Genomic DNA, 23,544 nt, shown 5'->3' with positions numbered 1-23,544 from the left:
CTTCCTGGTATGTCCTCGCGTCAGGTGGACGGTACCGATATCGGGGTCGGTGCATCCTTTCCGAGGAGCGTGGCGACGACGTTCTCCACCGCCAGCTCGGCCATGCGGGTCCGCGTCTCGACCGTGGCCGACCCGAGGTGCGGGGCCAGCACGACGTTGGGGAGCGCGCGCAGGCCGTCGTGCACCTCGGGCTCGTTCTCGTAGACGTCCAGGGCGGCGCCCGCGATCTCGCCGCCGGCGAGGGCCGCGGCGAGCGCCGCCTCGTCGACGATCGGGCCGCGGGCGGTGTTGACCAGGTAGGCGCTGCCCTTCATCGACCGCAGCGCCTCGGCGTCGATGAGGTGGCGGGTCTGCGCCGTGAGCGGGCAGTGCAGCGACACGACGTCCGACGTGGCCAGCAGCTCGTCCAGGGGGAGCCGGCGGGAGCCGCCCGCCTCGACAGGCCGCCGGGAGTGGTGCGCGACGTCCATCCCGAACGCCGCGGCGCGCGCGGCCACGGCCTGGCCGATGTGCCCCATCCCGATGATGCCCAGCTGCTTGCCCTGCAGCCCGGAGCCGAGCATGAACGAGATGTCCCACGACCACGCCGCCCCGGAGCGCACGAGCCGGTCGCCCTCGGACACCCGCCGGGTGACGTCCAGGAGCAGGGCCATGGTGAGGTCGGCCGTGGCGTCGACCAGCACGCCGGGCGTGTTGGTCGCGAGCACCCCGCGGTGGGTGATCGCCGGCACGTCCAGGTTGTCGTAGCCGACGGCCGTGTTCGCGACGATCCGCAGGTTCGGGCCCGCCGCGTCGAGGACGTCGTCGTCGATCTTGTCGTTGAGCATGCTGATGATCGCGCTCGCACCGTCGACGGCCTGGTGCAGCTCGGCGACGGACAGCGGCCGGTCGTGCGGAGAGACCCACACCTGACCGACGGAGTGCAGCGGCTCCAGCGCGGCGGGCGGAAGGGCGCGGGTCACGACGATGCGCGGGGAGTCGGGGCTCATGCGGGGGGCTTCCTCGGGCTCTGCTCGTGGCCGTGCTGCGGGTCGTCCTCGGCGAGGAGGGCCCGGGCACGGTGGGCGATCGGGTAGTCGACGAACGTACCGTCGTCGAGGCGGATGGAGGAGACACCGGCCGCTTCCGCCGCGCGGAAGGCCTCGTCGACGCGCCGCGCCCACCGCAGCTCCCCGGTGGCGGGGGCGAACGCCGAGGCGACGACGGGGATCTGGCGGGGGTGGAGCACCTGCTTGCCCCCGAACCCCAGGCGCCTCGCCTTCGCCGCGGACCGCGCGAGGCCATCGGCGTCGTCGAGGTCGAGGTGCGGCCCGTCGATCGGCTGCGGCTTCGCGGCGGCCGCCGCTGCCAGCACCAGCTGGCAGCGCGCGACGAACAGCTCCTCGCCGTCGGCGGTGGGGGTGACCCCGAGCTCCCGGGAGAGGTCGGCCGGGCCGAAGGCGAGCGTGTGCACCCGCTCGTCGGCGGCGGCGATGTCGCGCGCCTCCGCGATCCCGGCCGCGGTCTCGACCAGCGGGATGATCCCCGTGCGGCCCGGTTCCAGGCCCGCCCGGCGTTCGGCCTTACCGAGGAGGGCGGCCGCCGCGCGGACGGCGTCCGGGCTGGAGCTCATCGGGACGATCACCAGGTGGACGCGGTCGAGCACCGGCTCGAGCGCGTCGACGTCCGCCTCGGCGAGGCCGCTGTCGACGGCGTTGATCCGCACCGTGACGACCCGCCCGCTCGGCGGCAGGGCCCCGAGCACCTCGGTGACCGAGCGACGGGCCGCGTCCTTGCGCGACAGGGCGACCGCGTCCTCGAGGTCGATCGCGATCCCGTCGGCGCCGGCCGCGGCGGCCTTGGGGATCCGGTCCGGGCGGTCGCCGGGCACGAAGAGCAGGGTGCGCAGCCGCAGGTGCGCGGGGTTCCTCGCTCCCATCGTCAGTCCGCGTACCAGTTCGGCAGCTCGTCCTGCATGTCCACCCACACCGACTTGACCCGGGTGTAGTGCTCCATGACCTGCAGGCCGCCCTCGCGGCCGTAGCCGGACTGCTTGTAGCCGCCGAACGGCACGAGGTGGTTGATCGTCCGGGTGGTGTTGACCCAGATCAGCCCGGCTTCGATGCCGGCGGCGACCCGGTGGGCCCTGGCGACGTCGCGGGTCCAGACCGACCCGGCGAGGCCGTACTCGGTGTCGTTGGCCTTCGCCAGTGCGTCGGCCTCGTCGGTGAAGGTCATCACCCCGGTCACGGGTCCGAAGATCTCCTCGCGGACCATCCGCATCGAGTTGTCGACGCCGTCCAGGATCGTCGGGGTGAAGTAGTAGCCGTCGGCGAGCGCAGGCTCGGTGGGCCGGGAGCCGCCGCACACGAGCGTCGCGCCCTCCTGCGTGCCGCTCTCCACGTAACCGGCGATCTTGTCGCGGTGCTGCGCGGAGATCTGGGAGCCCATCTGGGTCGTCTCGGCCAGGGGGTCCCCGACCCGGATCCGCCGGGCGAGCGCGGCGAACCGGTCGAGGAACTCGTCGTGCACGGAGTCCTGCACGAGGATGCGCGAAGCCGCCTGGCAGGTCTGGCCCGCCGCCGAGAAGATGCCGTACGCGGTGCGGTGCACGGCCGCGTCGAGGTCGGCGTCGGCGAAGACGAGCGTCGGGGACTTGCCGCCCAGCTCGAACGTGACGAGCTTGAGGTCGGCCGCGGCCGTGGCGGCGATCTGCCTGCCCACCTCGGTCGACCCGGTGAAGGCGATCTTGTCGACCTGCGGGTGTGCCACGAGTGCGGCTCCCGCCGACTCGCCGAACCCGGTCACCACGTTGAACACCCCGTCGGGCAGCCCGACCTCGGCGATCAGGTGCGCGAAGGCGATCGAGGACACCGAGGTCTCCTCGGCGGGCTTGAGCACGATCGTGTTGCCGCCCGCGATCGCCGGGCTGAGCTTCCAGGCCAGCATGAGCAGCGGGGAGTTCCACGGCACGATCGCGCCCACCACCCCGACGGGCTCGCGGCGGGTGTAGCTGAACGCCGATGCCGGCTGTGGGTGCGTCTCGCCGAGGACGGTCTGGCAGACGCCTGCGAAGTACTCGAAGTACCGCACGATCGCGTCGATCTCGGCGCGGACCTCCCGCAGCGGCTTGCCGTTGTCGCGCGACTCGATCACGGCCAGCTCCTCGCGGTGCCGGTCGACGACCGCGGCGATGCGGATCAGGAACCGGGCCCGGTCGGCGGCGCTGACCCGCGACCACGCGCCGGTCAACGCCCCGCGGGCCGCGGAGACCGCGCGGTCGACGTCCGCGGCCGACGACCGGGGGAGCGTGGCCCAGACCCCGCCGTTGCGCGGCTCGTACGAGTCGAACACCGCCCCGTCCACGGCGCCGGTCCACTGCCCACCGACGAGCATCGGCAGGGCGACGGGACCCCCGGTGCCGGCGCCGGACCGCGCGGTCGAGGCGAGGGTGGCGACGAGGTCGGTACCGGTCTCGATCCGGTCCTGGACGGTCATCGAGGAGAACCTCCTGCGAACGTGCGTGGTGTCATGGTGCGTGGTGTCATGAGGTGGCGGCGGGCAGCAGGACGGGCTTGATCTCCTGGAACGCCTGCATGCGCGAGATCACGTCGTTGACCTGCTCGAGCGGGTACTGCCCGCTGATGAGCCGGTCGAAGGGCAGCCGGTCGGCGTAGCGCTCCAGCACCGTGAGCGCCTTGTGGTAGTGCGAGACGTCGCCGGAGAACGAGCCGATCACGGTGAGGTTCTTCTTCGTGATCGTGCCGGGTGCGATCGGCGTGGTGCCGGATCCGAGCTGGCCCACCACGAGGTAGCGGGCCCCGAGACCGGCCATCTCGACCCCCTCGGCGAAGGCGGCCGGGTGCCCGGAGAACTCCGCCACGAGGTCGGCCCCCAGCCCGTCGGTCGCCTCGCGGACGCGCGCGAGCCGGTCGGCGGGATCGGGCGTGTCCTCGAGCGAGATCACCTCGTCGGCGCCGAACTCCGTCGCGAGCTGCAGGCGTGCTGCGGGCGCGCCGACCGTCACGACCCGCCCCGCGCCTGCCTGGGCGAAGAGCCCGGTGGCGAGGATCCCGAGCGGGCCCGCCCCCTGCACGACCACGGTGTGCTCCGGGCCGACCCGGCCGGCCTGCTCGACGGCGTTGACCACGGAGCGCAGCGCGCAGCTGGCCATGCTGGCCAGCGCGTCCGGGATCGCATCGGGCACGCGCACCCGGCCCGATCCCGGCAGCACGTAGGAGTGCCGGGCGAACCCGCCCATCAGGTACGGCCACTCCTGCATCGAGACGTGGCCGTACGCGGTGCGCTTCAGGCACATCGCGGGCCGCTTGCGCGTGCACATCTCGCAGCGCCCGCAGAACGAGTGCGTCCAGATCACGCGGTCGCCGATCCGCAGGTCCTGGCCGACGGAGTCGACGTTCGCGCCCTCGCCGATCGCGACGATCCTCCCGACCATCTCGTGCCCGAGGATCAGGGGCAGCCGGATGTCGAGGGCCAAGGAGCCTTCCCAGCAGTGCACGTCCGTGCCGCACAGGGAGCACGCCACGACCTCGACGAGCAGGCCGCCCGCCTCGACCGTGGGCGGCACCGGCACCTCCTCGATACCGATCGGCTCGCCGAACGCGCGGACGACCGCCGCGAGCGTGTGGTCGGGGATGGTCGTCATCTGCCGGATCTCCTTCACAACGCGGTGGGTGCGCCGGCCGCGGGTGCCGGCGTCGTCGTGCGGGTGCGGACCCGGCCCCACAGTGTGATGACCAGGACCGTCACCAGGCACAGTCCGATGATGTAGAGCGCGACGGGCCAGGGTTCGCCGCCCGAGCGCAGCATCAGGGCGGCGGCGATGAGCGGGGTGAACCCGCCGATGAGCGCCGCGCCGAGCTGGTAGCCGAGCGAGGCGCCGCTGTAGCGGACGCGCGCCTGGAACAGCTCTGAGAAGTACTGGGTCTGGGCGCCGTACATCGAGGCGTGGCCGACCGCGAGCCCGACGACCAGCGCGACCCACAGCGCACCGGAGGAACCGGTGCCGACGAGCCAGAAGAAGGGGAAGGCGAACACCGCCATGAACGCGGCGCCGAAGACGTACACCGGCCTGCGACCGACGCGGTCGGCGAGCACGCCGAACAGGCCCACGGTGCAGATCGCGGCGAGGCTCGCGACGAGCACGCCGTTCAGCGCGACGCTCTGGCCGGGCCCGGACTCGCGGTTCGCGAGGGTGAGGGCGAACACCGTGATCAGGTAGAACGTGCCGGTCTCGGCCGCCTTGGCGCCGAAGGTGACGAAGACGCCGCGTCCACTCGTGCGCAGGGCCTCGACGATCGGGACCTTGACCGGTTCCCGGGCCTCGGCGGCGGCGCGCGTGAACTCCGGTGACTCCGTGATCGACCGACGCAGGTACAGCCCGACGACCACGAGCACGAAGCCGAGCAGGAACGGGACGCGCCAGCCCCATGATCGGAACTGGTCCTCCGGGAGGAGCAGGAAGGCGCCGAGCACGAGGTTCGACACGACGATCCCCGCGTAGACGCCCATCTGCGGCCAGGTGCCGTAGAAGGCGCGCCGGCCCTCGGGGGCGTGCTCGACCGTCATGATCGCCGCCCCGCCCCACTCCCCGCCGTGGGCGAGGCCCTGCAGGAGGCGCAGCGTGACGAGCAGGATCGGAGCGGCCATGCCGATGGTCTCGTAGGTGGGCAGCAGGCCGATCCCGACGGTCGCGGCACCCATCAGCCCCAGCGTGGCGATCAGCACCGACTTGCGCCCGACGCGGTCCCCGAAGTGCCCGGCGATCACCCCACCCAGCGGGCGGGCGACGAAGCCGACACCGAAGGTGGCCAGTGCGAGCAGGGTGCCGACCGCCGGGTCGGTGCTGTGGAAGAACAGCGAACCGAAGATCGTGGCCGAGAGCGCTCCGTAGAGGTAGAAGTCGTAGTACTCGAGCATCGTGCCGATGCCGCTGGCGAGGGCGACGCGGCGGACCTGCCGTGGCTCGGGTGGGGCTGTTGTCGACATCCGGGGTGTCCTCTTCCTTGAGATGCGATGCCGTTCGGTCAGCTCGTGCGGACGGGGGGTGCGTCCGGGGCGGGTTCGGGCGACGGGGCCTCCCGCCGGGTGCCGGTCGGCCCGACGACGCTCTCGGACTCGAGCAGCGCGAGCTCGTCGGGCGGGCACCCCAGCAGGTCGCGCAGGATCTCGTCGTTGTGCTCGCCCAAGAGCGGCCCGGTGCTGCGGATGCGGCCAGGGGTGCGGGTGAGGTTCGCGATGAGGCCCTGCATCCGCAGGGGGCCCAGTGCGGGGTGCTCGACGGTGGTGATGCTGCCCCGCTCGTCGAAGTGCGGGTCGGTGGCGATGTCGGCGATGGAGTAGACCGGCCCCACGGTGGCGCCCGCCGCCTCGAACGTCGCGAGGACGTCGTCGTTGTCGCGCTCGGCGACCCAGCTCGCGATGGCCTCGTCGATCTCGTCGCGGTGGGCGATGCGCCCGGTGATCTCGTCGAACCACGGCGCGTCGGCGAGGTCGTCGCGTCCGACCGCCCGCAGGATCCGCCGTCCGGTGGCGGCGGTCGCACCCGACAGCGCGACCCAGCGCCCGTCCCGCGTGCGGTAGCACTCGCGCGGCACGTTGAAGGCGGTGCGGCTGCCCTGGCGGCTCGGCACGATGCCGAGCTGGTCGTGGGCGGTGGTCTGGGCGCCGAGGATCCAGAACAGCGGTTCGTAGATCGACAGGTCGACGACCTGCCCCTCGCCCGTGCGTTCGGCGTGGCGCAGGGCCGTCATCGTCGCGAACGCGCCTGCGAGGGCGGCGACGCCGTCGGCGAGCGGCCACTGGGGGAGTACCGGCGGCCCGTCCGCCTGCCCGTTGGTGTCGGCGAAGCCGGAGATCGCCTCTGCGAGGGTGCCGAAGCCGGGTCGCGTCCGGTACGGGCCGGTCTGGCCGAACCCGGAGACGCGCACGACCACGAGCCGCGGGTTGACCCGCAGCAGGTCGTCGGGGGCGAGCCCCCAGCGTTCGAGCGTGCCCGGGCGGAAGCTCTCGACGAAGACGTCGGTCTCGGCCAGCAGCTGCCGCAGCAGGTCCGCGCCGCGCGGATCGGACAGCGCGAGCGTGATCGCGCGCTTGTTGCGCCCGACGAGGGCCCACCACAGCGACTCGCCGTCCTTGTGCCACGCCCAGGAGCGCAGGCCGTCGCCGCGGGGGTGCTCGACCTTGACCACGTCGGCGCCGAAGTCCCCGAGGAGGGTCGCGATCATCGGGCCGGCGTAGATCGTCGCCGCGTCGACGACCCGCACTCCGGAGAGCGGGAGCTCGGAGGCCTCAGTCGTGTCAAACATTTGATAAAATCTAGGTCGTCGCTCCGCTCGGATGCAACCCCTCCTTCCGAACACCTCTCGGAGACCTTCCTGTGAGTCCCGCGGCTGAGGGGCCCGCGGGGCGGGCTCGGAGCCGTGGATTCACAGGGTTCGCACAGAAGCTCCCAGGAACCGGCCGGCGCGGGCCGCCACGATCCCGGCTGTGGCGAGCATCGAAGTGAGAAAGCTGACCAAGCGGTACGGGCCCCGGACCGTGGTGGACGACCTGTCGTTCACCGTCTCCGCCGGGCAGGTCACCGGGTTCCTCGGTCCCAACGGCGCAGGCAAGTCCACCACGATGCGGATGATCATGGGTCTGGCCGCCCCGAGCGGGGGTTCGGTCACCATCGGCGGCCGGCGCTACCGGGACCTGCCCGTGCCGCTGACCGAGGTGGGCGCGCTGCTGGACGCCGGTGCGGTGCACGGTGGCCGGACGGCGTACGACCACCTGCTCGCGCTGGCCGCGAGCAACGGCCTTCCGCGCCGCCGGGTCGCCGAGGTGCTGGCCCGTACCGGCATGGACGGGGTGGCCCGTCGCCGTGCCGGGGAGTTCTCGCTCGGCATGCGGCAGCGGCTCGGGATCGCGGCGACGCTGCTCGGCGACCCGCGGGTGCTGATCTTCGACGAGCCGGTGAACGGCCTCGACCCGGAGGGCATCCGCTGGATCCGGGACTTCATGCGGTCGCTCGCCCGCGAGGGCCGGGCGGTGCTCGTCTCCAGCCACCTCATGAGCGAGATGGCGCAGACCGCCGACCACCTGGTGGTCATCGGGCGCGGCCGGCTGATCGCCGACACGGGCATGAGCGAGTTCATGCGGGCCAACGGGGAGGGCACCGTGCTCGTGCGCACCGACGATGCCGCCGCGTTCGCGCTCCGGCTGTCGGCCGCGGGCGCGACCGTCCGGGAAGGGGCGGACTCGTCCCTGGTCGTCTCCGGCATGACCGGCGCGCAGATCGGCAAGCTCGCCGCCTACCACGGCGTCGCGCTCAGCGAGCTCGCGCCGCGGCACGCCTCCCTGGAGGACGCCTTCATGGAGCTGACCAGTGACAGCGTCGAGTACCAGGGAGCCACGGCATGAGCACCAGCCCCGCCTTCGCCGACACGCTGCGCGGCGAGTGGATCAAGTTCCGCAGCCTGCGCTCGACCTGGCTCACCCTCGCCGGCCTCGTCGTGGTCGGGCTCGGCCTCACGCTCCTGTCCATGGACCCCGCCGGGCAGTCGTACGTCACCGGGACGGCCGAGGAACGGCAGGACTGGGACCCGACGTACCGCAGCCTGATGATGTACTTCGTCGCCCAGCTGATCATCGGGGTGCTGGGGGTCCTCGTGGTCACGTCCGAGTACGCGACCGGCCTGATGCGGACGTCGCTGAGCGCCACGCCGCGCAGGCACCGGCTGCTGGGCGCGAAGGTGGCGGTGGTCGCGGCCGTCGCGCTGGTGGCCGGGCAGGCGCTGATGTTCGCGGCCTTCCTCATCGGGCAGGCCGGCTTCGCAGCAGCCGGGGTCCCGCACGCGACCCTCGACGATCCGCGTGCGCTCTCCGCGGTGGTGGGCGGTGGCCTCTACCTCGCGGTGATCGCGCTGCTCGCGGTGGCCCTCGGCACGATCATCCGCGCCACGGCGGGCGCCCTGGCCACCCTGGTGGGGATCGTCCTGCTGATACCGGCCGTTGAGGGCATCTTCCCGTCGTGGCTCGACGGCCTGCTCGACCTCTGGCCGACGCTGGGTGGAGCCGCCGTCCTGGCGACCGTGCCCAACCCCGACTTCCCGCAGCCCTGGCTGAACCTCGTCGGCATGGGTGCCGGTGTCGTCGCCCTGCTCGCCGTCGCGTTCGTGGTGTTCGAGCGCCGCGACGTGTGACGCGGTGTTCGTATCGTGATCCGCATGCGAGTAGCACGTGAGAGATGACGGCCGGACCGGCGGCGCGCGGCTGCTCGTGGTGGAGGACGAGGCGACCGTGCGGGAGCTGCTCTCCGCCACGCTGCGGTTCGCCGGTTTCGAGGTGACGTCCGCCGCGACCGCGGGCGAGGCGGTCGCCGCGGCCACCCGGCACCCACCCGACCTCGTCCTGCTCGACGTGATGCTGCCCGACATGGACGGCTTCGAGGTGGTCCGGCGGCTGCGCGACCTGCGGGTGACCGGCCGCGGCGGGCCGGTGCCGGTCCTGTTCCTCACCGCCCGCGACCGGCAGGCCGACAAGGTGACCGGGCTGTCCCTCGGCGCCGACGACTACGTCACCAAGCCGTTCGACCTGGAGGAGCTGATCGCCCGGATCCGCGCGATCCTGCGGCGGACCGCGGGCCACCACACCGGTGTGCTGACGGTGGGCACGCTGGCGCTCGACCCCGACGGGCACCAGGTCACCCGGGACGGCCGGCCGCTGCGGGTGACCGCCACCGAGTTCCGGCTGCTGCGCTACCTGATGGAGAACGCCGGCCACGTGGTGTCCAAGGCGCAGATCCTGGACCGCGTGTGGCACTACGACTTCGCCGGTGACGCCAGCATCGTCGACACCTACATCTCCTACCTGCGGCGCAAGGTCGACGTCGAGGAGCCCAAGCTCATCCACACCGTGCACGGCGTGGGCTACGTGATGCGGGAGCCCCGGGTATGAGGAGTCCGCTGCATCTGCTGTCGCTGCGGCTGCGGCTGCTACTGCTCACCGCGGCGCTGCTGCTGGCCGGGCTGAGCATCGTCAGCGCCGTCGTGACCGATCAGCTGCAGCGCTACCAGCTGAACCGGCTCGACACCCAGCTGAGGTCCTTCACCGCCCTGCTGGCGCAGGCACCGGTCCTCCGGCCCGACGTTCCGGACACCGCGTCGCTCGCGATGTTCGATCCGGCCCTCGACCTGATCGGCACCCCGTACCTGGCGTTCCTGAACGCCGGTGGCGCGGTGGCGCGCGGTGTCCACTCGTCCCGGCTGGACGAGGCCGCCCTGCCGACCGGCGAAGCGCTGCGCGGGATCCCCGCCGACGGCACGGCCACCGACCTCGGCGCCGCCGACGGGTCCCGCTGGCGCGCTGTCGCCCGACCCACGGTCGGGCGGGACGGCACGGTGGTCGCGGCCGCGCCGCTGGCCGAGATCGACGCCTTGGTGGCCCGGTTGCGGACCACCACCGTGATCAGCGGCGTCGCGCTGCTCGTGCTGCTGACGGCGGCCGGCTGGTACGCCCTCGGCCGGGGCCTGCGGCCGTTGCGCCGCATCGAGCACACGGCGGCCGCCATCGCGTCGGGCGACCTGAGCCGGCGCGTGCCCGTGGTCGCGGCGCCCGCTACGGAGATCGGGCACCTCGCGTCATCGCTGAACGTGATGCTCGGCCAGCTGGAACGGGCCTTCGCCGCGCGGGCCGCCTCCGAGGCGCGGATGCGGACCTTCGTCTCGGACGCCAGCCACGAGCTGCGCACACCGCTGTTCGTGATCAAGGGATCGGCCCAGCTGTACCGGATGGGCGGGTTGACCGAACGCGCCGACGTCGACGAGGCGATGCACCGCATCGATCGCGAAGCCACCCGGCTCACGGCCCTCACCGAGAACCTGCTGCTGCTCGCCCAGCTCGACGACGCCGCGGAAGGGCACCTCGAACGGGCCCCGATGGACCTGCGCACGCTCGCCACCGACGCCGGCCACGACCTGCGGGCGCTGGACCCCTCCCGGCCCGTCGACCTGACCGGCCCGGGCGGCATCGGCCCGCCGGGTCCCGCCCCGGTGCACGCCGACGAGGATCGGCTGCGTCAGATCATCGCCAACCTGGTGGGCAACGCCGCCGCGCACACGCCGGCGGGTACGCCGGTGCGCATCGGTGTCGGAACCGCGGACGGCCGCGCGGTGCTCGAGGTAACCGACGAGGGCCCGGGTATGACGGCCGACCACGCCGACCGCGTCTTCGACCGCTTCTACCGCACCGACCGCTCCCGCACCCGCTCCGGCGGCGCCAACGCCGGGCTGGGGCTGGCCATCGCCCGGTCGCTCGCCCGTGCCCACGACGGCGACGTCGAACTGGAGACGGATCTGGGGGAGGGCGCCTGCTTCCGGCTGGCCTTGCCCCTGCTGCACCACCCGGAGACCGGGTCCGGGCGTTGACGGTCGTGCCCTTGATCGCGACGGTGATGATCATGATGCTGGGGGCGTACTACGCTCCCGGCGTGGCCGAGTCACGACCGCAGTTGTCCGCCGTCGAGCAGCGGGTGCTCGGTGCGCTGCTGGAGAAGCAACGCACGGTCCCGGCGAGCTACCCGCTCACCCTCAACTCCTTGCGCACCGCCTGCAACCAGGCGAGCAGCCGTGATCCGGTCACCGACTACGACGACTCGTTGCTGCAGGCGACGCTGAAGGAGCTCAGGGACCGCGAGCTGGTCCGGCCGGTGTGGTCCGGCGCCGGATCCCGGGTGGTGAAGTTCCACCAGCGGCTCGAGGAGCACCTCGGGATCGGTGAGCCCGAGGTGGCGGTGCTGACCGTGCTGTTGCTGCGTGGGCCGCAGACCCCCGGCGAGCTGCGGACCCGGACCGCGCGGCTCCATCCGTTCGAGGACCGCGCCGAGGTGGAGGCCACGCTCCGCGGGCTCGCCGAGCTGTCCGAGCCCCTGGTCGTCGAGTTGGAACGCCGGCCGGGTCAGCAGGATCACCGGTGGGCGCATCTGCTCGGCCCGCTACCGGAAGCGGCAGCCCCACCCCCGCCCGTTGATCGGGACGTCGTCATCGCCGCGGGCACCGAAGTCCGCGACGCCCGCGTGCTCGCCGGGTACGACGCCGCCGCGGCCGGCTATGCGCGGGAGCTGTCGGCGGAGCTGGCGCACAAGCCGTTCGACCGCTGGCTGCTCGACCGCATCGCAGGCGAGGCCGACGGTGGACCGGTCGCGGACGTCGGTACCGGGCCGGGACACGTTGCTGCCCGTCTCGCGGCGTCCGGGGCCTCCGTGGTCGGTGTCGACCTGTCGCCCGCGATGATCGACGAGGCCAGGAGGCTCTTTCCGGACCTGGAGTTCGAGGTGGGTGACCTGACGAACCTGCTGCGCCCGCGCGCCGCGGCGGGATGGTCGGCCATCACCGCGTGGTACGCGTTCGTGCACATGGCCACCTCCGAGCTCCCGGCCGTGATCGCCGGGCTCGCCCGCGTGCTGGTCCCCGGCGGTCGGTTGGCGTTCGCCCTGCACGTGGGGGAGGAGGTGCACCACGTCGACGAGCTCTTCGGCGCCCCCGTCGACCTGGAGTTCGTGCTGCACGACCCTTCCGAGGTGGTCGCCGCCGTCACCGCCGCCGGGCTGGTGGACGTCGAGTGGTACCTGCGTTCGCCACTCCGCGACGTCGAGGCGCCCACCGACCGCCTCTACGTCCTGGCGCGCCGACCACTCTGATCGCGGGCCGCGTAGGGCACGCCCGCGGTTCGGCGGCGAGGTGCGGGGCGTGGTCGGCGCGAATAGATTGCCTGCTGCCGCCAGGTCCGACCGAGCGCGGTGTGGAGTTCGTCGTTGGGAGCGCCGGTCGTGGCAGTGGATCGTGGGTCGGGATCGGCGCTGGCCGACTTCCTGCGTGCCGCCCGTGCACGCGTCGACCCGCCGGAGGGCATCGACGCCACGGCCCGCAGGCGGCGGGTCCCTGGCCTGCGCCGGGAGGAGCTCGCCCGGCTCGCCGGTGTGAGCGTGGACTACTACACGCGGCTGGAGCAGGGCCGGAACCGGACGGCCTCCACCGAGGTGATCGAGGCGCTGGCCAGGGCGCTGGAGCTCGACGAGGTCGAGCGCCAGCACCTGCACGACCTCGCCGCGCCGCCACCGGCGTCGTGGAGCCGCGCCGCCCGCCGTCAGCAGGTCGATCCCGCCACGCTCGATCTTCTTAAGACGTTCGACTCCGTGGGCCGGCCCGCGTTCGTCCTGGGGCGCAGGCTGGACGTCCTCGCCGACAACGACATCGCGGCCCGGCTCATCACCGACTTCACGGCCAAACCCGCGACCGAGCGCAACATCGCCCGCTTCGTGTTCCTCGACCCGGACGCGGGCGAGCTGTACGAGGACTGGGAGAGCGTCGCCGCCGACGTCGCCGCCCTCCTGCGGTTCGACGCCGGGCGGCACCCCGACGACGCACTCCTGACCGAGCTGGTCGGTGACCTGACGGTACGGAGCCCGGACTTCGCGCGGATCTGGGCGCAGCACAACGTCCACCGCCGGACGACGGGCAGCAAGACCTACCGGCACCCCCTGGTCGGCGACGTGACGATCTCCTACCAGGCGCTGACCGTGAACTCCGATCCCGACCAGACGCTGTACGTGTACGGCGTCGCACCCGGCTCGCCGTCGGCCGCGGCGCTCGAGCTGCTCCGGCACACCGCGGACGAGGTGGCGACGGCCGAGCCGGCCGGGGACGGAAGCGCGGACGTGCACCACCTGCAGGCGGAACCCGCGTCGGACGGAGCTGCCCGGCTCCGGACCCCGGCGGCCGGGAGCGGGGTCGATCAGCTGCCGCTACCCGACGGTCGGTGACCCCGTCCGCTCACGCGGCCTGCGCCGTCGGGAACAGGGTGATCTCCGTGAGGTTCACGTGCCGGGGCAGGGCCGCCATGAACGATGGAGGATGAGTTGATCAGATCCGCGGGGCGACCGGCCTCGGCCGCCGCGGTCAGTGCCGGGAGGAACGCCGCGACGGTGTTCATCACACCGCTGACGTTGAGGTCGATCTGGCGCTGCCAATCGTCGACCCGGAGCTCGTCGATGCCGGACAGCAGCTGAACCCCGGCGTTGTTGAACACACCGGTCGGTGACTGCCCCGATCAGTCGACGTGGGCGGTGGCGAACGACTTGTCCCGCCACTGCGCCATGGCGTCGGTCATGGCGTCGGTCTTCACCGCGTAGCGCTCGTAGGCGTCGCGTCCCACCAGCAGGTGCGGGGGCAGCTTCTCGGTGTCGGTGACCTCGACGATGAGCGCGGCACCCTTGACCGGGTCGCCCAGCTGCGTGTGGTTGGCGGTCTCGGTCCAGTCCCGCGTGTCGTGGGCCGGGGTGCCGTCGTAGGCGTCGATGCGCTCCGCGGACAGCGCGAGGGAGCTCGGGTCGAGGAAGTCGGTGCGGAACACCCCGGGCTCCACGACCATGCACTGGATCCCGAAGGCGCCCAGCTCGGCCGCCAGTGCCTCGCTGATCCCCGCGATGGCGAACTTCGACGCCGAGTACATGCTCACGCCGGGCTCGCCTTCGAAGCCCGATCGCGACCCGATGTTCACGATCTTCCCGTGGCCCTGGGCGCGCATCGTCGGCAGCACCGCCCTGGTCAGGTTGATCAGGCCGAACACGTTGACGTCGAACAGCGACCTCGCCTCGGAGTCGCTGACCTCCTCCAGCGCGCCGACCAGGGCCTTGCCTGCGTTGTTGACGAGCACGTCGATCCCGCCGAGCTCGGCGATGACATTCTCCACGGCGCCGGGCAACGCCGCTGCGTCCGTGACGTCGACCGCGATCGGCACGACCCGCTCGTGACCGCTCAGGTCGTCCGGCAACGACTCCACCCGACGGGCACCGACCGCTACGTGGTGACCGGCCGCGAGCGCAGCGCGGGCGATCTCCGCGCCCAGCCCTCGACCTGCACCGGTGACGAACCAGTTCGACAAAACGACTCCCTCCGAAGGATTCCGGTCACTTCGGCTCCGGGCTGCATCCCGGACCCGACATTCATGTCAGCAGATTCGTGGCCACCGATGTGGCCGCTGGCAGGTGCTGTTGATCGGGGGACCGGCAGGGCCAGGTAGGCGCGGTTGAAGGCGCAGGTTCGGGGTAGAACGCCCGTTTCCGCAGGTGAGTGCCGACCGGACGATGATCGATCAAGTGGCACCGCGGATCATGACGTCGCCCTTGCCGCGGTAGGTTCCTGTGAGCCTCGCTCGCCCGACCAGTTCCGAGGAGAACGCGGTGACCACCGAAGACGATGTCCGCAGCTATCTCGCGCCAATTGCCTGGTCCAGGGTCCACGCACGGGTCCTCGCCGCGTTCGCCAAGGGCTGGGACACGCCCGAACCGCATGCGTGGGACAACTTCATGGCGGAGAACATCGAGCTCAACCAACCGCTGCTGCAGCCCGGCACGACCCGGAGCACGTGGCACGACGAGGCGCAGCGCCTCGTGACGCTCCTCCCCGACATCCGCGGCGAGGTGGTGAGCTGGGCGGGCCACGAGGACCTCATGTTCATCGAGCTCCGGATCAGCGCCACCCTCGGCGGGAAACCCCTGGAGTTCCGGGCGGTGGACAAGCTGTGGCTCACGCCGACCGGCTCGATCCTCCGCCGGGACTCCTTCTTCGACTCGGGTCCGCTGATCCAGGCGGTGTTGCGCCGGCCTTCCGCCTGGCTGCCGTGGTGGCGATCGGGCATCGGACCTTTCCTGGCCAGGCGCAGGTTCCTCGCTCGTTGACGGCGACCGGCCGGCGAGGCCCCAGGTAAAACTGAACCGTGCAGTGTGGCACCGTTGAGGAATACGATCAGATCGTGGCGACCCCGAGACCGACCTGGCAGACACCGGGCCGGCGCCGGCAGGCCGAGGCCAAGCGGGCGGTCATCCTCGACGCGGCCGAGGAGCTGTTCGTCTCCTCCGGGTACGAGCTCACCAGCGTCGACGCCATCGCGGCGCGGGCCGGGGTGTCCAAGCGCACCGTCTACGACCACTTCGGTGACAAGCAGTCCCTGTTCCGGAGCGTGCTCGCGCGCGTCAACGACGCCCTGGTCGCGACCGTGCGCGCCGCGACCGAGCAGGAGCTGACCGACGGGCGGGACCTCCGCGATGCCCTGCTCGCGTTCATACAGCGGCTGATGACGGAGGCCATCCCGTCGTCGACCTACGCCACCTTCCGGCGGCTGAACGCCCGAGCGGCGTCCGTGCCACGGCAGCCGGGCGGGTCGAGCGAGGAGCCCGAACGGGTGCTGGAGGAACGGTTCGCGCAGCTCGCGGCCAACGGCGAGCTCGAGGTGAGCGATCCGCGCCGTGCCGTGCAGCACTTCAGCATCCTGACCATGCGCCTCGTCCTCGACGCGATCGACCAGGACCCGGCGGGCTCCCTGGACAGGCCGGAGATCAAGGAGATCGTCACGGACGGGGTGGACGCCTTCCTGCGCGCCTACCGCCGACCGCGATGAGCTAGTGCCCCGCCCCGAAAGGTTCACCACGTAACTCGGCGGCCCAGACGTCCGCCGGCCGCGTTGCCGCACGAGCCGAGTACGCCCGGTACGAGGCTCGTGCGGCGCCAGCTCGCGCGAACGCCTGGATCCACCGATTTACGCGCCAACCTTCCGGGGCGGGGCACTAGAGCACCTTGCGAGCGCCCGGCAGGGCGCGGACCAGGAACGCCGCCATCCAGCACAGCGGCACGGCGAGGACGGTCAGGAGCGCGAACTTCGCGACGGCGGGCGCCTGGAGACCGCCGAGGGCGTAGCCCAGTGCGACCAGCACGAGCGGGTGGATGAGGTAGACGGCGTAGGCGTGCACCGAGAGGAACCGGCCACGGCGTCCCTGGTGGTCGAGGCGTTCCCGGAACAGCACGAGAAGGCCGAGGGTGAGGCCGACGGCGAGCGCCTGCTCGCAGCACGCCATCACCAGGGACGCCCACGTGCCGTGGCCCAGGATCGCGTCGCCGCTGGAGAGCAGGACGAGAACGATCGCCACCGCGGCGACGGCCGCGGTGGCGAACCCGGCCCGGCCGGCGGTGGGGGAGAGGCCGGCCGGCCAGCCACGCCGGCTCGCGACCAGCCCGACGGTGAAGAGCGCCGCGTACTGCGGCAGGTAGGCGGGTGTGGGCATGCCGAAGACGTGGAGGTCCATCGGCACCACGATGCGCCACAGGTAGGTCGCCAGCGCCAGCCCGACGGTGAACCCGATGATCGCGACAGCACCGGGCGCTCGGCCCGGGGCCAGGGCCGATCCCGCTGCGTGCCGGCCATGGCCGGTCAGGCGCCGCCAGAGGACGTAGAGCGCGCTGAACACGAGCAGCACCTCGACGAACCACATCGGACCCGGTGAGAACGAGAGCACGTAGTACTGCCAGTACGTCAGGTCGGTGCCCTGTCGGATCGCGGCCTCTCGCTCCCCGACGTAGTCGCCGACGGTCACCAGCGGGCGGAGCACCAGCAGCCAGATCAGCAGCGGGACCCCCAGGCGCAGCAGGCGTTCTCCGAGGAAGCGCCGTGCGCCCTTGCGGTCGTAGGAGCCGGGCACGAAGAGCGCCGAGATGAGGAAGAAGGCCCCCATGAAGAACGCCTGGTTGAGCAGCACCAGGACGTCCAGGAGCGTCGCGGAGGAGTCGGTCGGCGGCTCCACGTAGTACCAGGCCTGGATGTTGCTGTAGCCGATCGCGGCGTGGTGGATCACGACGAGCACCGTCAGGGCGGTGCGCAGGTTGTCGACGTAGAACAGCCGGGGGTAGGTGGTGGGCGACGCAACGGGCTCGCTGACGGGTCGGGTCATCGGTCTGCCGTTCCTCGAGGGCGCTCGGCCCGGGTGGCGTGCTCGAACAGGTCGGCCAGCTCGTCCGCGTGCGCTTCCAGGTCGTGGTCGGGGTGAGCCACCCAGTAGGCGAACATCGCGTCGATCGCGGCCTGCACGGTCACGGCCATCACGCGAGGGTCGAACGAGCGGAGCTCGCCGTTCTGCTGACCCCGGCGGAACATCTCGGCCCGCGCTTCGTGGATCGGCTCGTTGAAGGCCACGCCGTAGCGCCGCCGTCCGTCGGCGGTCCGGACGTTGTTGAAGATCTCGCCGAGAGCGAGCAGCTGGGCTCGGTGGCCGCGCATGTACTCGGCGACCGAGCGGATGCCCGCCCGCAACGCGCCGGTCGCGGTGGTCTCCTCCTCCACCCGAGGCAGGACGAACCGGGTGATGTCGCGGTAGACGTGATCGACGATCTGCTCGATCAGCTCGCTCTTGCCGGCGAAGTGGTAGGAGATCACGCCCTTGCTGATGCCGGCGCGTTCGGCGATGCGGGCCAGCGACGTGTTCGTGTAGCCCAGCTCCCCGAAGGTCTCGATGGCGTTCTCGATGATCTGGGCACGGCGGGCCTCCTCGATGAAGGAGGCGGCCTTCTGACCGGGCGCCTTGTTTTCTGGCCGCACGGTCAGAAAGTAGCACGGCCGGCCAATGCACGTCCGACTCCGCTGCCGCACCCGCTCCGGCGCTCAGCCTCCGAAGACCTCCGTCGCTGGTCGTTGCGGGTCGTGCGAGGCCCAGCCGGGATCCCCGGTGGCGGCGAACGCGACCCAGGCGCCGTGCACCCGGGCGGCGAGCCCGGCGGGCGCGGGGGTGGGGCCGAGCAGGCCGGTGTCGCCGTGCAGCCACGGCTCGTCGGCGAGGTCGAAGACGAAGGGCAGCTCGACGGTGTGGGTGGCGCCGAGCCGCCCGTCCAGGGCCGTGGAGCGGTGGGCGAACGAGTAGACGTGGGTGCGCCCGCCGGAGATCCGTGCGTGTGCGTCGGCCATGCGCGCCGTTCCCGCCCCGAACAGTGCCTCCCCGAGCACGGCTGAGCGCAGCTCGCCCGGCGTTGCGTCCGGCCGTGCCGCCCGGTGCGCGGCGACCAGGGCCTCGGGGGCGTCGTGCACCTGCTCGGCGAGGGCGAGGACGTCCGTCTCCGTGGAGAGTTCGAAGCGGTCCTGCGGCACCAGGTACAGGTGTCCCTCCTCGGTGTTGGTGCCGATCAGCAGGTCGACGTCGGCGGCCGGCCCGTCGGCGAGCGCCTCGGCGGGCTGGACCGGGAGCACCAGGCTGAACGGGCTGAGGCCGACCAGCGGGTCGGTGGCGGTGGTCGTGCGCAGGTCGAGCCCGGTGAGAGCGGGAAGGGTCTCCAGGAAGCGCTCGTCCGGGATCGCGGCGAAGGCCTCGGCGGTCGGCTCGATGCCGAGGGTGGCGGCCGCTGCGGAGGTGACGCGCCGTGCCTGCTCGGGGGTGAACGCGCCGGTGCCGCTGCCGCTCTGGATGATCGCCCGTCGGAACAGGCCCTTGGCGTCGGGTGTGGCGAGCAGCGCGCCGGTGAGGGTGGCGCCCGCGGACTGGCCGAAGACCGTGACGGCGTCCGGGTCGCCACCGAACGCCGGGATGGTGTCGCGCACCCAGCGGAGGGCGGCGAGCACGTCGAGCAGGCCGCGGTTGGCGGGCGCGCCCTCCATGTCGAGGAACCCGGGGATGCCGAGGCGGTAGTTCACGGTGACGAGGACGACGCCGTCGCGGGCGAATGCGCTGCCGTCGTAGAGGGCGGCGCGGGTGGAGCCGGTGACGAAGCCACCTCCGTGTACGAAGACCATGACCGGCCGCCTGCCGTCGTCCGCGGCCGGCGTGCGGACGTCGACGGTCAGGTACTCGTCGCCCCGGACCCAGCCGGGCCCGAAGTAGGGGGTCATGTCCAGCCGGCCGAAGTTGCGCGCCGGCTGTGGGGCCGTCGGCGAGGGCCGCGTGCCGTCGCGGACGCCGGACCAGCCCGGGTGCGGCGCTGGCGGTGCGAAGCGGCCGGCGCCGGTCGGGGCCGCCGCGTAGGGGATCGCGCGGTAGCGCTCTCCGGACCCGTCGCGGACGCCGCGCACGGCACCCGCCGGCGTCTCGACCACCGGATCTGCGTGCTGGGGCACGGTGGTGCTTCCTCTCCGTGAGGGATCTCAGGCGATGCGGGAGAAGCCCGCCCACTGCTTGATTGCGAACGTCGAGCCGTTGCGCTCGACCTCGGCGGCACCCTGGCCGCCGAGGTGGGCGGGGAAGACGAGCGCGTTGTCCTCGGCGGCTCGGCCGAGCAGCGCGTGCCGGGTGGCGCGGGACTGCGCCGGGTCCTCGCAGAAGCAGGAGTTCGTGTCCGGCTGTACGAGCTGCAGCGCGGTGTGCACGAGGTCTCCGACGAACAGGGCGCGGTCGCCGCCGGACTCCAGCACGACGACGGACGAGCCGGGCGTGTGCCCGGGAGCGAGGTCGAGCCGCAGGTTCGCGTCGATCCGGTACGACCCGTCCCACAGCTGCGTCAGCCCGGCCTCGTGCACCGGGGCGACGCTGTCCTCGAACACGTTCTGGTTGCCGCGGCCGAGCACGGGCCGGTGGTCGCCCGCGGGGTCCCAGAACTCGAAGTCCCGCTGCGGCATGAGGTAGGTGGCGTTCGGGAAGGTCGGCACCCAGGTGCGGCCGTCGAGTCGGGTGTTCCAGCCGACGTGGTCGATGTGCAGGTGGGTGTTGACCACGATGTCGACGTCCTCGGGTCGCACCCCGGCGGCCGCCAGGTTGTCGAGGAACCCGGTGTCCAGTCGGCTCCAGACCGGCGCGTACGGCCGGTCCTTGTGGTTGCCGACGCCGGTGTCCACCAGGATCGTGCGGCCCTCGCTGCGCAGCAGCCAGGTTTGGATCGCCACGTGGACCTCGTCCTCGTGGGGGTTCCAGAAGTCGGGCGCCAGCCAGTCGCGGTGCTCGTGCCACGCGTCTTCGGGACTCTCCGGGAAGAACTGGGCCGGGCTCATCCCGGCCGAGCCGTAGTACTCCTTGATGCGGGTGACGGTGACGTCGCCCAGGACGATCTGATCCGGGGTCTGGTCCATGCGGCCGAGCCTGGACACGCGACCCCGGACGGACCACACCCGCGTTGTCGTACCCCTCGCCGGGTGTGGCTGGGCCGGTCACCGGACCGCACACTGGAGGGATGGACGGACCCGGCCCACTCGGCGACTTCCTGCAGGCTCGGCGGGCGCGGTTGCGGCCCGAGGACGTGGGCCTGCGTGACCTCGGGCCCCGCAGGCGCGTGGCCGGGCTGCGCCGGGAGGAGCTCGCCCAGCTCGCGGGCGTCAGCGTCTCGTACTACACCCGGCTCGAACAGGGCCTGTCCCGCGGCGCCTCCGCCGAGGTGCTCGACGCCATCGCGCGCGCCCTGCGGCTCGACGACCACGAGCGCGAGCACCTCGAGCGGCTCGCCGACGCGTCCCGGCGGGCGCCCCGGGTGCGCCGTCCCCGGCCCGAGAAGCTCGCCGACGAGACGCGCGACCTCCTGCGCGCCCTCGACGGCGTCCCCGCACTGGTCCTCGGCCGGCGCACGGACGTGCTGGCCTGGAACGCGCTCGGGCACGCCCTGCTGGCCGGGCACCTGCACCCGTTCAGCCCGGAGGACCCGGCGCACCGGCCGAACATGAGCCGGATGCTGTTCCTCGACCCGCACTGCCGGGAGCTGTACGCCGACTGGGACCGCAAGGTGCGCGCCGTCGTCGGGAACCTGCGCATCGCCGTCGGCCGCCACCCGGAGGACCCGCTGCTCGCCGGGCTGATCGGCGAGCTGACGATGAAGAGCCCTGAGTTCGTCGCGCTGTGGGGGGACCACCGCGTGACCCCGTGCGACGCCGCCTCGTACGAGCTGCACCACCCCGTCGTGGGTGCGGTGACGGTGACCCAGCAGACGCTGGCGATCGCCCGCTCACCGGAGCAGTCGCTGATCGTCTGCACGACGCCGGCCGGGTCGCCATCCGAGGAGGCCATCACGCTGCTCCGGCAGGTGAGCGGCGGGCGGCGCCCGACCCGGTCGGCGCCGGTGCCGGCCTCCGGGTGAGGCACGACGCCGCGGCCGGTGCCCGAGGGAGGCCCGGGTGCGCGCTGCGTCGACGACCCCGCGTCGGTCGATGTTCATCCGCCCGCCACCGCTGTCTGCTTGACTCCCGCCGTGAACGCGTCGAAGCAGCTCCTCCGCGGCGCAGGCCTCGCCGTGGCCGCGCTCGCCCTCGTCGGATGCGCCACCAACGACGAGATCTACGTCAGCAGCTTCACCGACGCCCACGGCCGTGCCTGCACGTTCGTCTACACCGCGCAGGAGGGTGAGGACTACGGGGAAGGCCGGGATGTCGACGTGAGCCAGCTCGACTGCGAGTACCCGCCGCCCGGCCGCACCCCGGGCCCGCCCACGACGACCCACCTGGACCCGCTGCCCACCGGAGGGTGAGCGGCCGGCAGCGCGTGTAAATGCGCCGTTCCCATTAGGACGGTGCGGCGGCTGCACGGCGTTCACCACCGCCCAGTACTCATACCCCGGACGGCTCATCGCCGTCACTCGAGTGGGTACTGAGAGGCGGGACCTCGTGCTTGGCTCGGCCGATGATGGTGTCCCGGTGCTCCGCACGCGCAGTGCGCGCCTGCGTCGCATCCTGATGCCGCTGTTGATCCTGACCGTGGTCGGGCTCGTGGCGCTGCTGCTGGCCGGCCGCGGCCAACAGACCCAGATCATCGGGGCCGGGTCGACGCTGGCGCAGCCCCTGATCGAGCGGTCGGCGGCGGCGTTCCGCAGTGTCCAGGCCGCGGACAACCCGTCCCGCGCGGCCCAGACCGGGAACGACTGGGTGCTGGACGGCTCGGGGATCCAGTACGAGCCGGTCGGTTCGCTCGGCGGCATCATGCGGCTGGCCGACCCCGAGGTCGACTTCGCGATGTCGGACTACCCGCTCTCGGCTGATGGCCTGGCCCAGCTCGGGGCGGTGCAGTTGCCGATCGCGTTGGGCGCCGTGGCGGTCGTGCACAACCTGGACCTGCCGGCCGGGCAGGCCCTTCAGCTGGACGCCCCCACCGTGGCGAGCATCTACCTGGGCCGGACCACGAGGTGGAACGACCCGGCGATCGCCGCGCTCAACCCCGGCCTCACGCTGCCGGACCTCGACATCACCGCGGTGCACCGCAGCGACGGCTCAGGCTCGACCCACGGGTTCACCGGCTACCTCAGCGCCGGGAGCCCCGACTGGGCGGCAGGCCCCGGGACCAGCAACACGATCAGCCGGCCGACCGGAACCGGTGCCGAGCGGACCGGAGGGTTGATCGAGGCCGTCCGCGGCACTCCCGGTGCGATCGGGTACGTCGAGCAGGGCCAGGCCCAGCGTGCCGGCCTGCGGGTCGCCGCGCTGCGCAACGCCGCCGGTCGGTTCACGGTGCCCGGCGCAGCCGCCATGTCGGCCGCGGTCGCCGGCCACGACTGGTCCGGCCGCGACGACTACGTCACACCGCTGAGCACGGCCGACGACCCGCAGGCCTATCCGATCACGGCGGCCATCTACGCGGTCGTGAAGCGCAGTCCGCAGTTCCGGCAGGACACCGAGCGGACGCTGCGCTACCTCGCATTCGTGATGGAGCAGTACGACGGCGCCGCCCAGGACCTGGGCTACCTGCCGTTGCCTCCCGCGGCCGCGCAAGCGGTTCAGGCCTACTCCGCGACCGCGCTCACGCCCGGCGCCTGACCGGATCGATACCCCTCGCCGAGAGGAAGT

General features: G+C 72.4%; 23 protein-coding genes. 11 read left to right on the top strand and 12 right to left on the bottom strand.

Annotation, left to right across the window (positions count from 1 at the left end; translation table 11 throughout):
• Positions 1 to 20: 20 nt before the first annotated feature.
• The 6 genes from FB388_RS19395 to FB388_RS19370 are packed head-to-tail and all read right to left on the bottom strand — an operon-like array spanning position 21 to position 7,307.
• Positions 21 to 989 carry a 2-hydroxyacid dehydrogenase gene (locus FB388_RS19395; RefSeq protein WP_142103610.1) on the bottom strand — a complete coding sequence of 323 codons (969 nt, stop codon included), beginning with the start codon at positions 987 to 989 and terminating at the stop codon, positions 21 to 23.
• Entirely contained in the window at positions 986 to 1,918 is a 933-nt protein-coding gene (locus FB388_RS19390) for an HpcH/HpaI aldolase/citrate lyase family protein (RefSeq protein ID WP_142103609.1), read from the bottom strand. Before FB388_RS19390 ends, FB388_RS19395 begins: the two co-directional genes overlap by 4 nt.
• A gap of 2 nt (positions 1,919 to 1,920) precedes the next feature.
• Positions 1,921 to 3,477 carry an aldehyde dehydrogenase gene (locus tag FB388_RS19385; RefSeq protein ID WP_246122189.1) on the bottom strand — a complete coding sequence of 519 codons (1,557 nt, stop codon included), beginning with the start codon at positions 3,475 to 3,477 and terminating at the stop codon, positions 1,921 to 1,923.
• Positions 3,478 to 3,523: 46 nt separating this feature from the next.
• Entirely contained in the window at positions 3,524 to 4,645 is a 1,122-nt protein-coding gene (locus FB388_RS19380; RefSeq protein ID WP_142103608.1) for a zinc-binding dehydrogenase, read from the bottom strand.
• Positions 4,646 to 4,659: 14 nt separating this feature from the next.
• Complete coding sequence (locus FB388_RS19375; RefSeq protein WP_142103607.1) at positions 4,660 to 5,988, bottom strand: MFS transporter; 1,329 nt, start codon at positions 5,986 to 5,988, stop codon at positions 4,660 to 4,662.
• A 38-nt stretch (positions 5,989 to 6,026) separates the two neighbouring features.
• Positions 6,027 to 7,307, bottom strand: a complete 1,281-nt coding sequence (locus tag FB388_RS19370) for a CaiB/BaiF CoA transferase family protein (RefSeq protein WP_142103606.1) — start codon at positions 7,305 to 7,307, stop codon at positions 6,027 to 6,029.
• Positions 7,308 to 7,488: 181 nt separating this feature from the next.
• Between FB388_RS19370 and FB388_RS19365 the strand changes: the two genes are divergently transcribed.
• The 6 genes from FB388_RS19365 to FB388_RS19340 all read left to right on the top strand — a co-directional run bounded on the left by FB388_RS19365 (position 7,489) and on the right by FB388_RS19340 (position 13,801).
• Positions 7,489 to 8,403, top strand: a complete 915-nt coding sequence (locus FB388_RS19365; RefSeq protein WP_142103605.1) for an ABC transporter ATP-binding protein — start codon at positions 7,489 to 7,491, stop codon at positions 8,401 to 8,403.
• Positions 8,400 to 9,185 (top strand): ABC transporter permease, encoded by a 786-nt coding sequence (locus tag FB388_RS19360; RefSeq protein ID WP_142103604.1) that lies wholly within the window; start codon positions 8,400 to 8,402, stop codon positions 9,183 to 9,185. Before FB388_RS19365 ends, FB388_RS19360 begins: the two co-directional genes overlap by 4 nt.
• A gap of 37 nt (positions 9,186 to 9,222) precedes the next feature.
• Positions 9,223 to 9,939, top strand: coding sequence for a response regulator transcription factor (locus FB388_RS19355; protein WP_142103603.1), 717 nt, complete (start codon positions 9,223 to 9,225; stop codon positions 9,937 to 9,939).
• Complete coding sequence (locus FB388_RS19350) at positions 9,936 to 11,408, top strand: HAMP domain-containing sensor histidine kinase (protein WP_246122187.1); 1,473 nt, start codon at positions 9,936 to 9,938, stop codon at positions 11,406 to 11,408. Before FB388_RS19355 ends, FB388_RS19350 begins: the two co-directional genes overlap by 4 nt.
• Before the next feature lie 11 nt (positions 11,409 to 11,419).
• On the top strand, positions 11,420 to 12,679 hold the full coding sequence (locus FB388_RS19345) for a DUF480 domain-containing protein (protein WP_211362108.1): 1,260 nt from the start codon (positions 11,420 to 11,422) through the stop codon (positions 12,677 to 12,679).
• Between the two features lie 129 nt (positions 12,680 to 12,808).
• Complete coding sequence (locus FB388_RS19340; RefSeq protein WP_342787921.1) at positions 12,809 to 13,801, top strand: helix-turn-helix transcriptional regulator; 993 nt, start codon at positions 12,809 to 12,811, stop codon at positions 13,799 to 13,801.
• Here the strand turns inward: FB388_RS19340 and FB388_RS19335 are convergent.
• A complete protein-coding gene (locus FB388_RS19335; RefSeq protein ID WP_211362107.1) occupies positions 13,774 to 14,067 on the bottom strand; it encodes an SDR family NAD(P)-dependent oxidoreductase in 294 nt (97 codons plus the stop codon). The two genes, FB388_RS19340 and FB388_RS19335, sit on opposite strands and share 28 nt — an antisense overlap.
• Positions 14,068 to 14,088: 21 nt before the next feature.
• Entirely contained in the window at positions 14,089 to 14,922 is an 834-nt protein-coding gene (locus tag FB388_RS19330; protein WP_142103602.1) for an SDR family NAD(P)-dependent oxidoreductase, read from the bottom strand.
• 298 nt (positions 14,923 to 15,220) lie between these two features.
• Between FB388_RS19330 and FB388_RS19325 the strand changes: the two genes are divergently transcribed.
• Positions 15,221 to 15,718: an ester cyclase gene (locus FB388_RS19325; protein WP_246122185.1), complete on the top strand. Its 498-nt coding sequence runs from the start codon at positions 15,221 to 15,223 to the stop codon at positions 15,716 to 15,718.
• Between the two features lie 74 nt (positions 15,719 to 15,792).
• The gene (locus FB388_RS19320; protein ID WP_142103601.1) at positions 15,793 to 16,437 is read left to right on the top strand and encodes a TetR/AcrR family transcriptional regulator; all 645 of its coding nucleotides are present in this window, start codon (positions 15,793 to 15,795) and stop codon (positions 16,435 to 16,437) included.
• Positions 16,438 to 16,603: 166 nt separating this feature from the next.
• Here FB388_RS19320 and FB388_RS19315 read toward each other — a convergent pair whose 3' ends face one another.
• From FB388_RS19315 to FB388_RS19300, 4 genes are all read right to left on the bottom strand, one after another.
• A complete protein-coding gene (locus FB388_RS19315) occupies positions 16,604 to 17,761 on the bottom strand; it encodes an acyltransferase family protein (protein ID WP_142103600.1) in 1,158 nt (385 codons plus the stop codon).
• Positions 17,758 to 18,405: a TetR/AcrR family transcriptional regulator gene (locus FB388_RS19310; protein ID WP_142103599.1), complete on the bottom strand. Its 648-nt coding sequence runs from the start codon at positions 18,403 to 18,405 to the stop codon at positions 17,758 to 17,760. Before FB388_RS19310 ends, FB388_RS19315 begins: the two co-directional genes overlap by 4 nt.
• A 63-nt stretch (positions 18,406 to 18,468) precedes the next feature.
• Complete coding sequence (locus FB388_RS19305) at positions 18,469 to 19,908, bottom strand: carboxylesterase/lipase family protein (RefSeq protein WP_142103598.1); 1,440 nt, start codon at positions 19,906 to 19,908, stop codon at positions 18,469 to 18,471.
• A 27-nt stretch (positions 19,909 to 19,935) separates the two neighbouring features.
• Entirely contained in the window at positions 19,936 to 20,853 is a 918-nt protein-coding gene (locus FB388_RS19300; RefSeq protein ID WP_142103597.1) for an MBL fold metallo-hydrolase, read from the bottom strand.
• Positions 20,854 to 20,954: 101 nt separating this feature from the next.
• Here FB388_RS19300 and FB388_RS19295 point away from each other — a divergent pair, with 101 nt between their 5' ends.
• From FB388_RS19295 to pstS, 3 genes are all read left to right on the top strand, one after another.
• On the top strand, positions 20,955 to 21,848 hold the full coding sequence (locus FB388_RS19295) for a helix-turn-helix transcriptional regulator (protein ID WP_142103596.1): 894 nt from the start codon (positions 20,955 to 20,957) through the stop codon (positions 21,846 to 21,848).
• Positions 21,849 to 21,959: 111 nt separating this feature from the next.
• Positions 21,960 to 22,235: a hypothetical protein gene (locus tag FB388_RS19290; protein ID WP_211362106.1), complete on the top strand. Its 276-nt coding sequence runs from the start codon at positions 21,960 to 21,962 to the stop codon at positions 22,233 to 22,235.
• 166 nt (positions 22,236 to 22,401) lie between these two features.
• Positions 22,402 to 23,514, top strand: coding sequence for a phosphate ABC transporter substrate-binding protein PstS (gene pstS / locus FB388_RS19285; protein ID WP_142103595.1), 1,113 nt, complete (start codon positions 22,402 to 22,404; stop codon positions 23,512 to 23,514).
• Positions 23,515 to 23,544: the final 30 nt, after the last annotated feature.

Source organism: Pseudonocardia cypriaca, assembly GCF_006717045.1.
GTDB lineage: Bacteria > Actinomycetota > Actinomycetes > Mycobacteriales > Pseudonocardiaceae > Pseudonocardia > Pseudonocardia cypriaca.
The sequence above is the reverse complement of the archived record's forward strand: the minus strand, read 5'-3'. Positions and strand labels throughout refer to the sequence as shown.

Bases quoted from the DNA above. Each gene is read 5' to 3' on its own strand.
- FB388_RS19295 (WP_142103596.1), top strand. From the start codon at position 20,955: ATGGACGGACCCGGCCCACTCGGCGACTTCCTGCAGGCTCGGCGGGCG.
- FB388_RS19360 (WP_142103604.1), top strand. From the start codon at position 8,400: ATGAGCACCAGCCCCGCCTTCGCCGACACGCTGCGCGGCGAGTGGATC.
- FB388_RS19370 (WP_142103606.1), bottom strand. From the start codon at position 7,307: ATGTTTGACACGACTGAGGCCTCCGAGCTCCCGCTCTCCGGAGTGCGG.
- FB388_RS19350 (WP_246122187.1), top strand. From the start codon at position 9,936: ATGAGGAGTCCGCTGCATCTGCTGTCGCTGCGGCTGCGGCTGCTACTG.
- FB388_RS19390 (WP_142103609.1), bottom strand. From the start codon at position 1,918: ATGGGAGCGAGGAACCCCGCGCACCTGCGGCTGCGCACCCTGCTCTTC.
- FB388_RS19315 (WP_142103600.1), bottom strand. From the start codon at position 17,761: ATGACCCGACCCGTCAGCGAGCCCGTTGCGTCGCCCACCACCTACCCC.
- FB388_RS19300 (WP_142103597.1), bottom strand. From the start codon at position 20,853: ATGGACCAGACCCCGGATCAGATCGTCCTGGGCGACGTCACCGTCACC.
- FB388_RS19395 (WP_142103610.1), bottom strand. From the start codon at position 989: ATGAGCCCCGACTCCCCGCGCATCGTCGTGACCCGCGCCCTTCCGCCC.
- FB388_RS19385 (WP_246122189.1), bottom strand. From the start codon at position 3,477: ATGACCGTCCAGGACCGGATCGAGACCGGTACCGACCTCGTCGCCACC.
- FB388_RS19375 (WP_142103607.1), bottom strand. From the start codon at position 5,988: ATGTCGACAACAGCCCCACCCGAGCCACGGCAGGTCCGCCGCGTCGCC.
- FB388_RS19380 (WP_142103608.1), bottom strand. From the start codon at position 4,645: ATGACGACCATCCCCGACCACACGCTCGCGGCGGTCGTCCGCGCGTTC.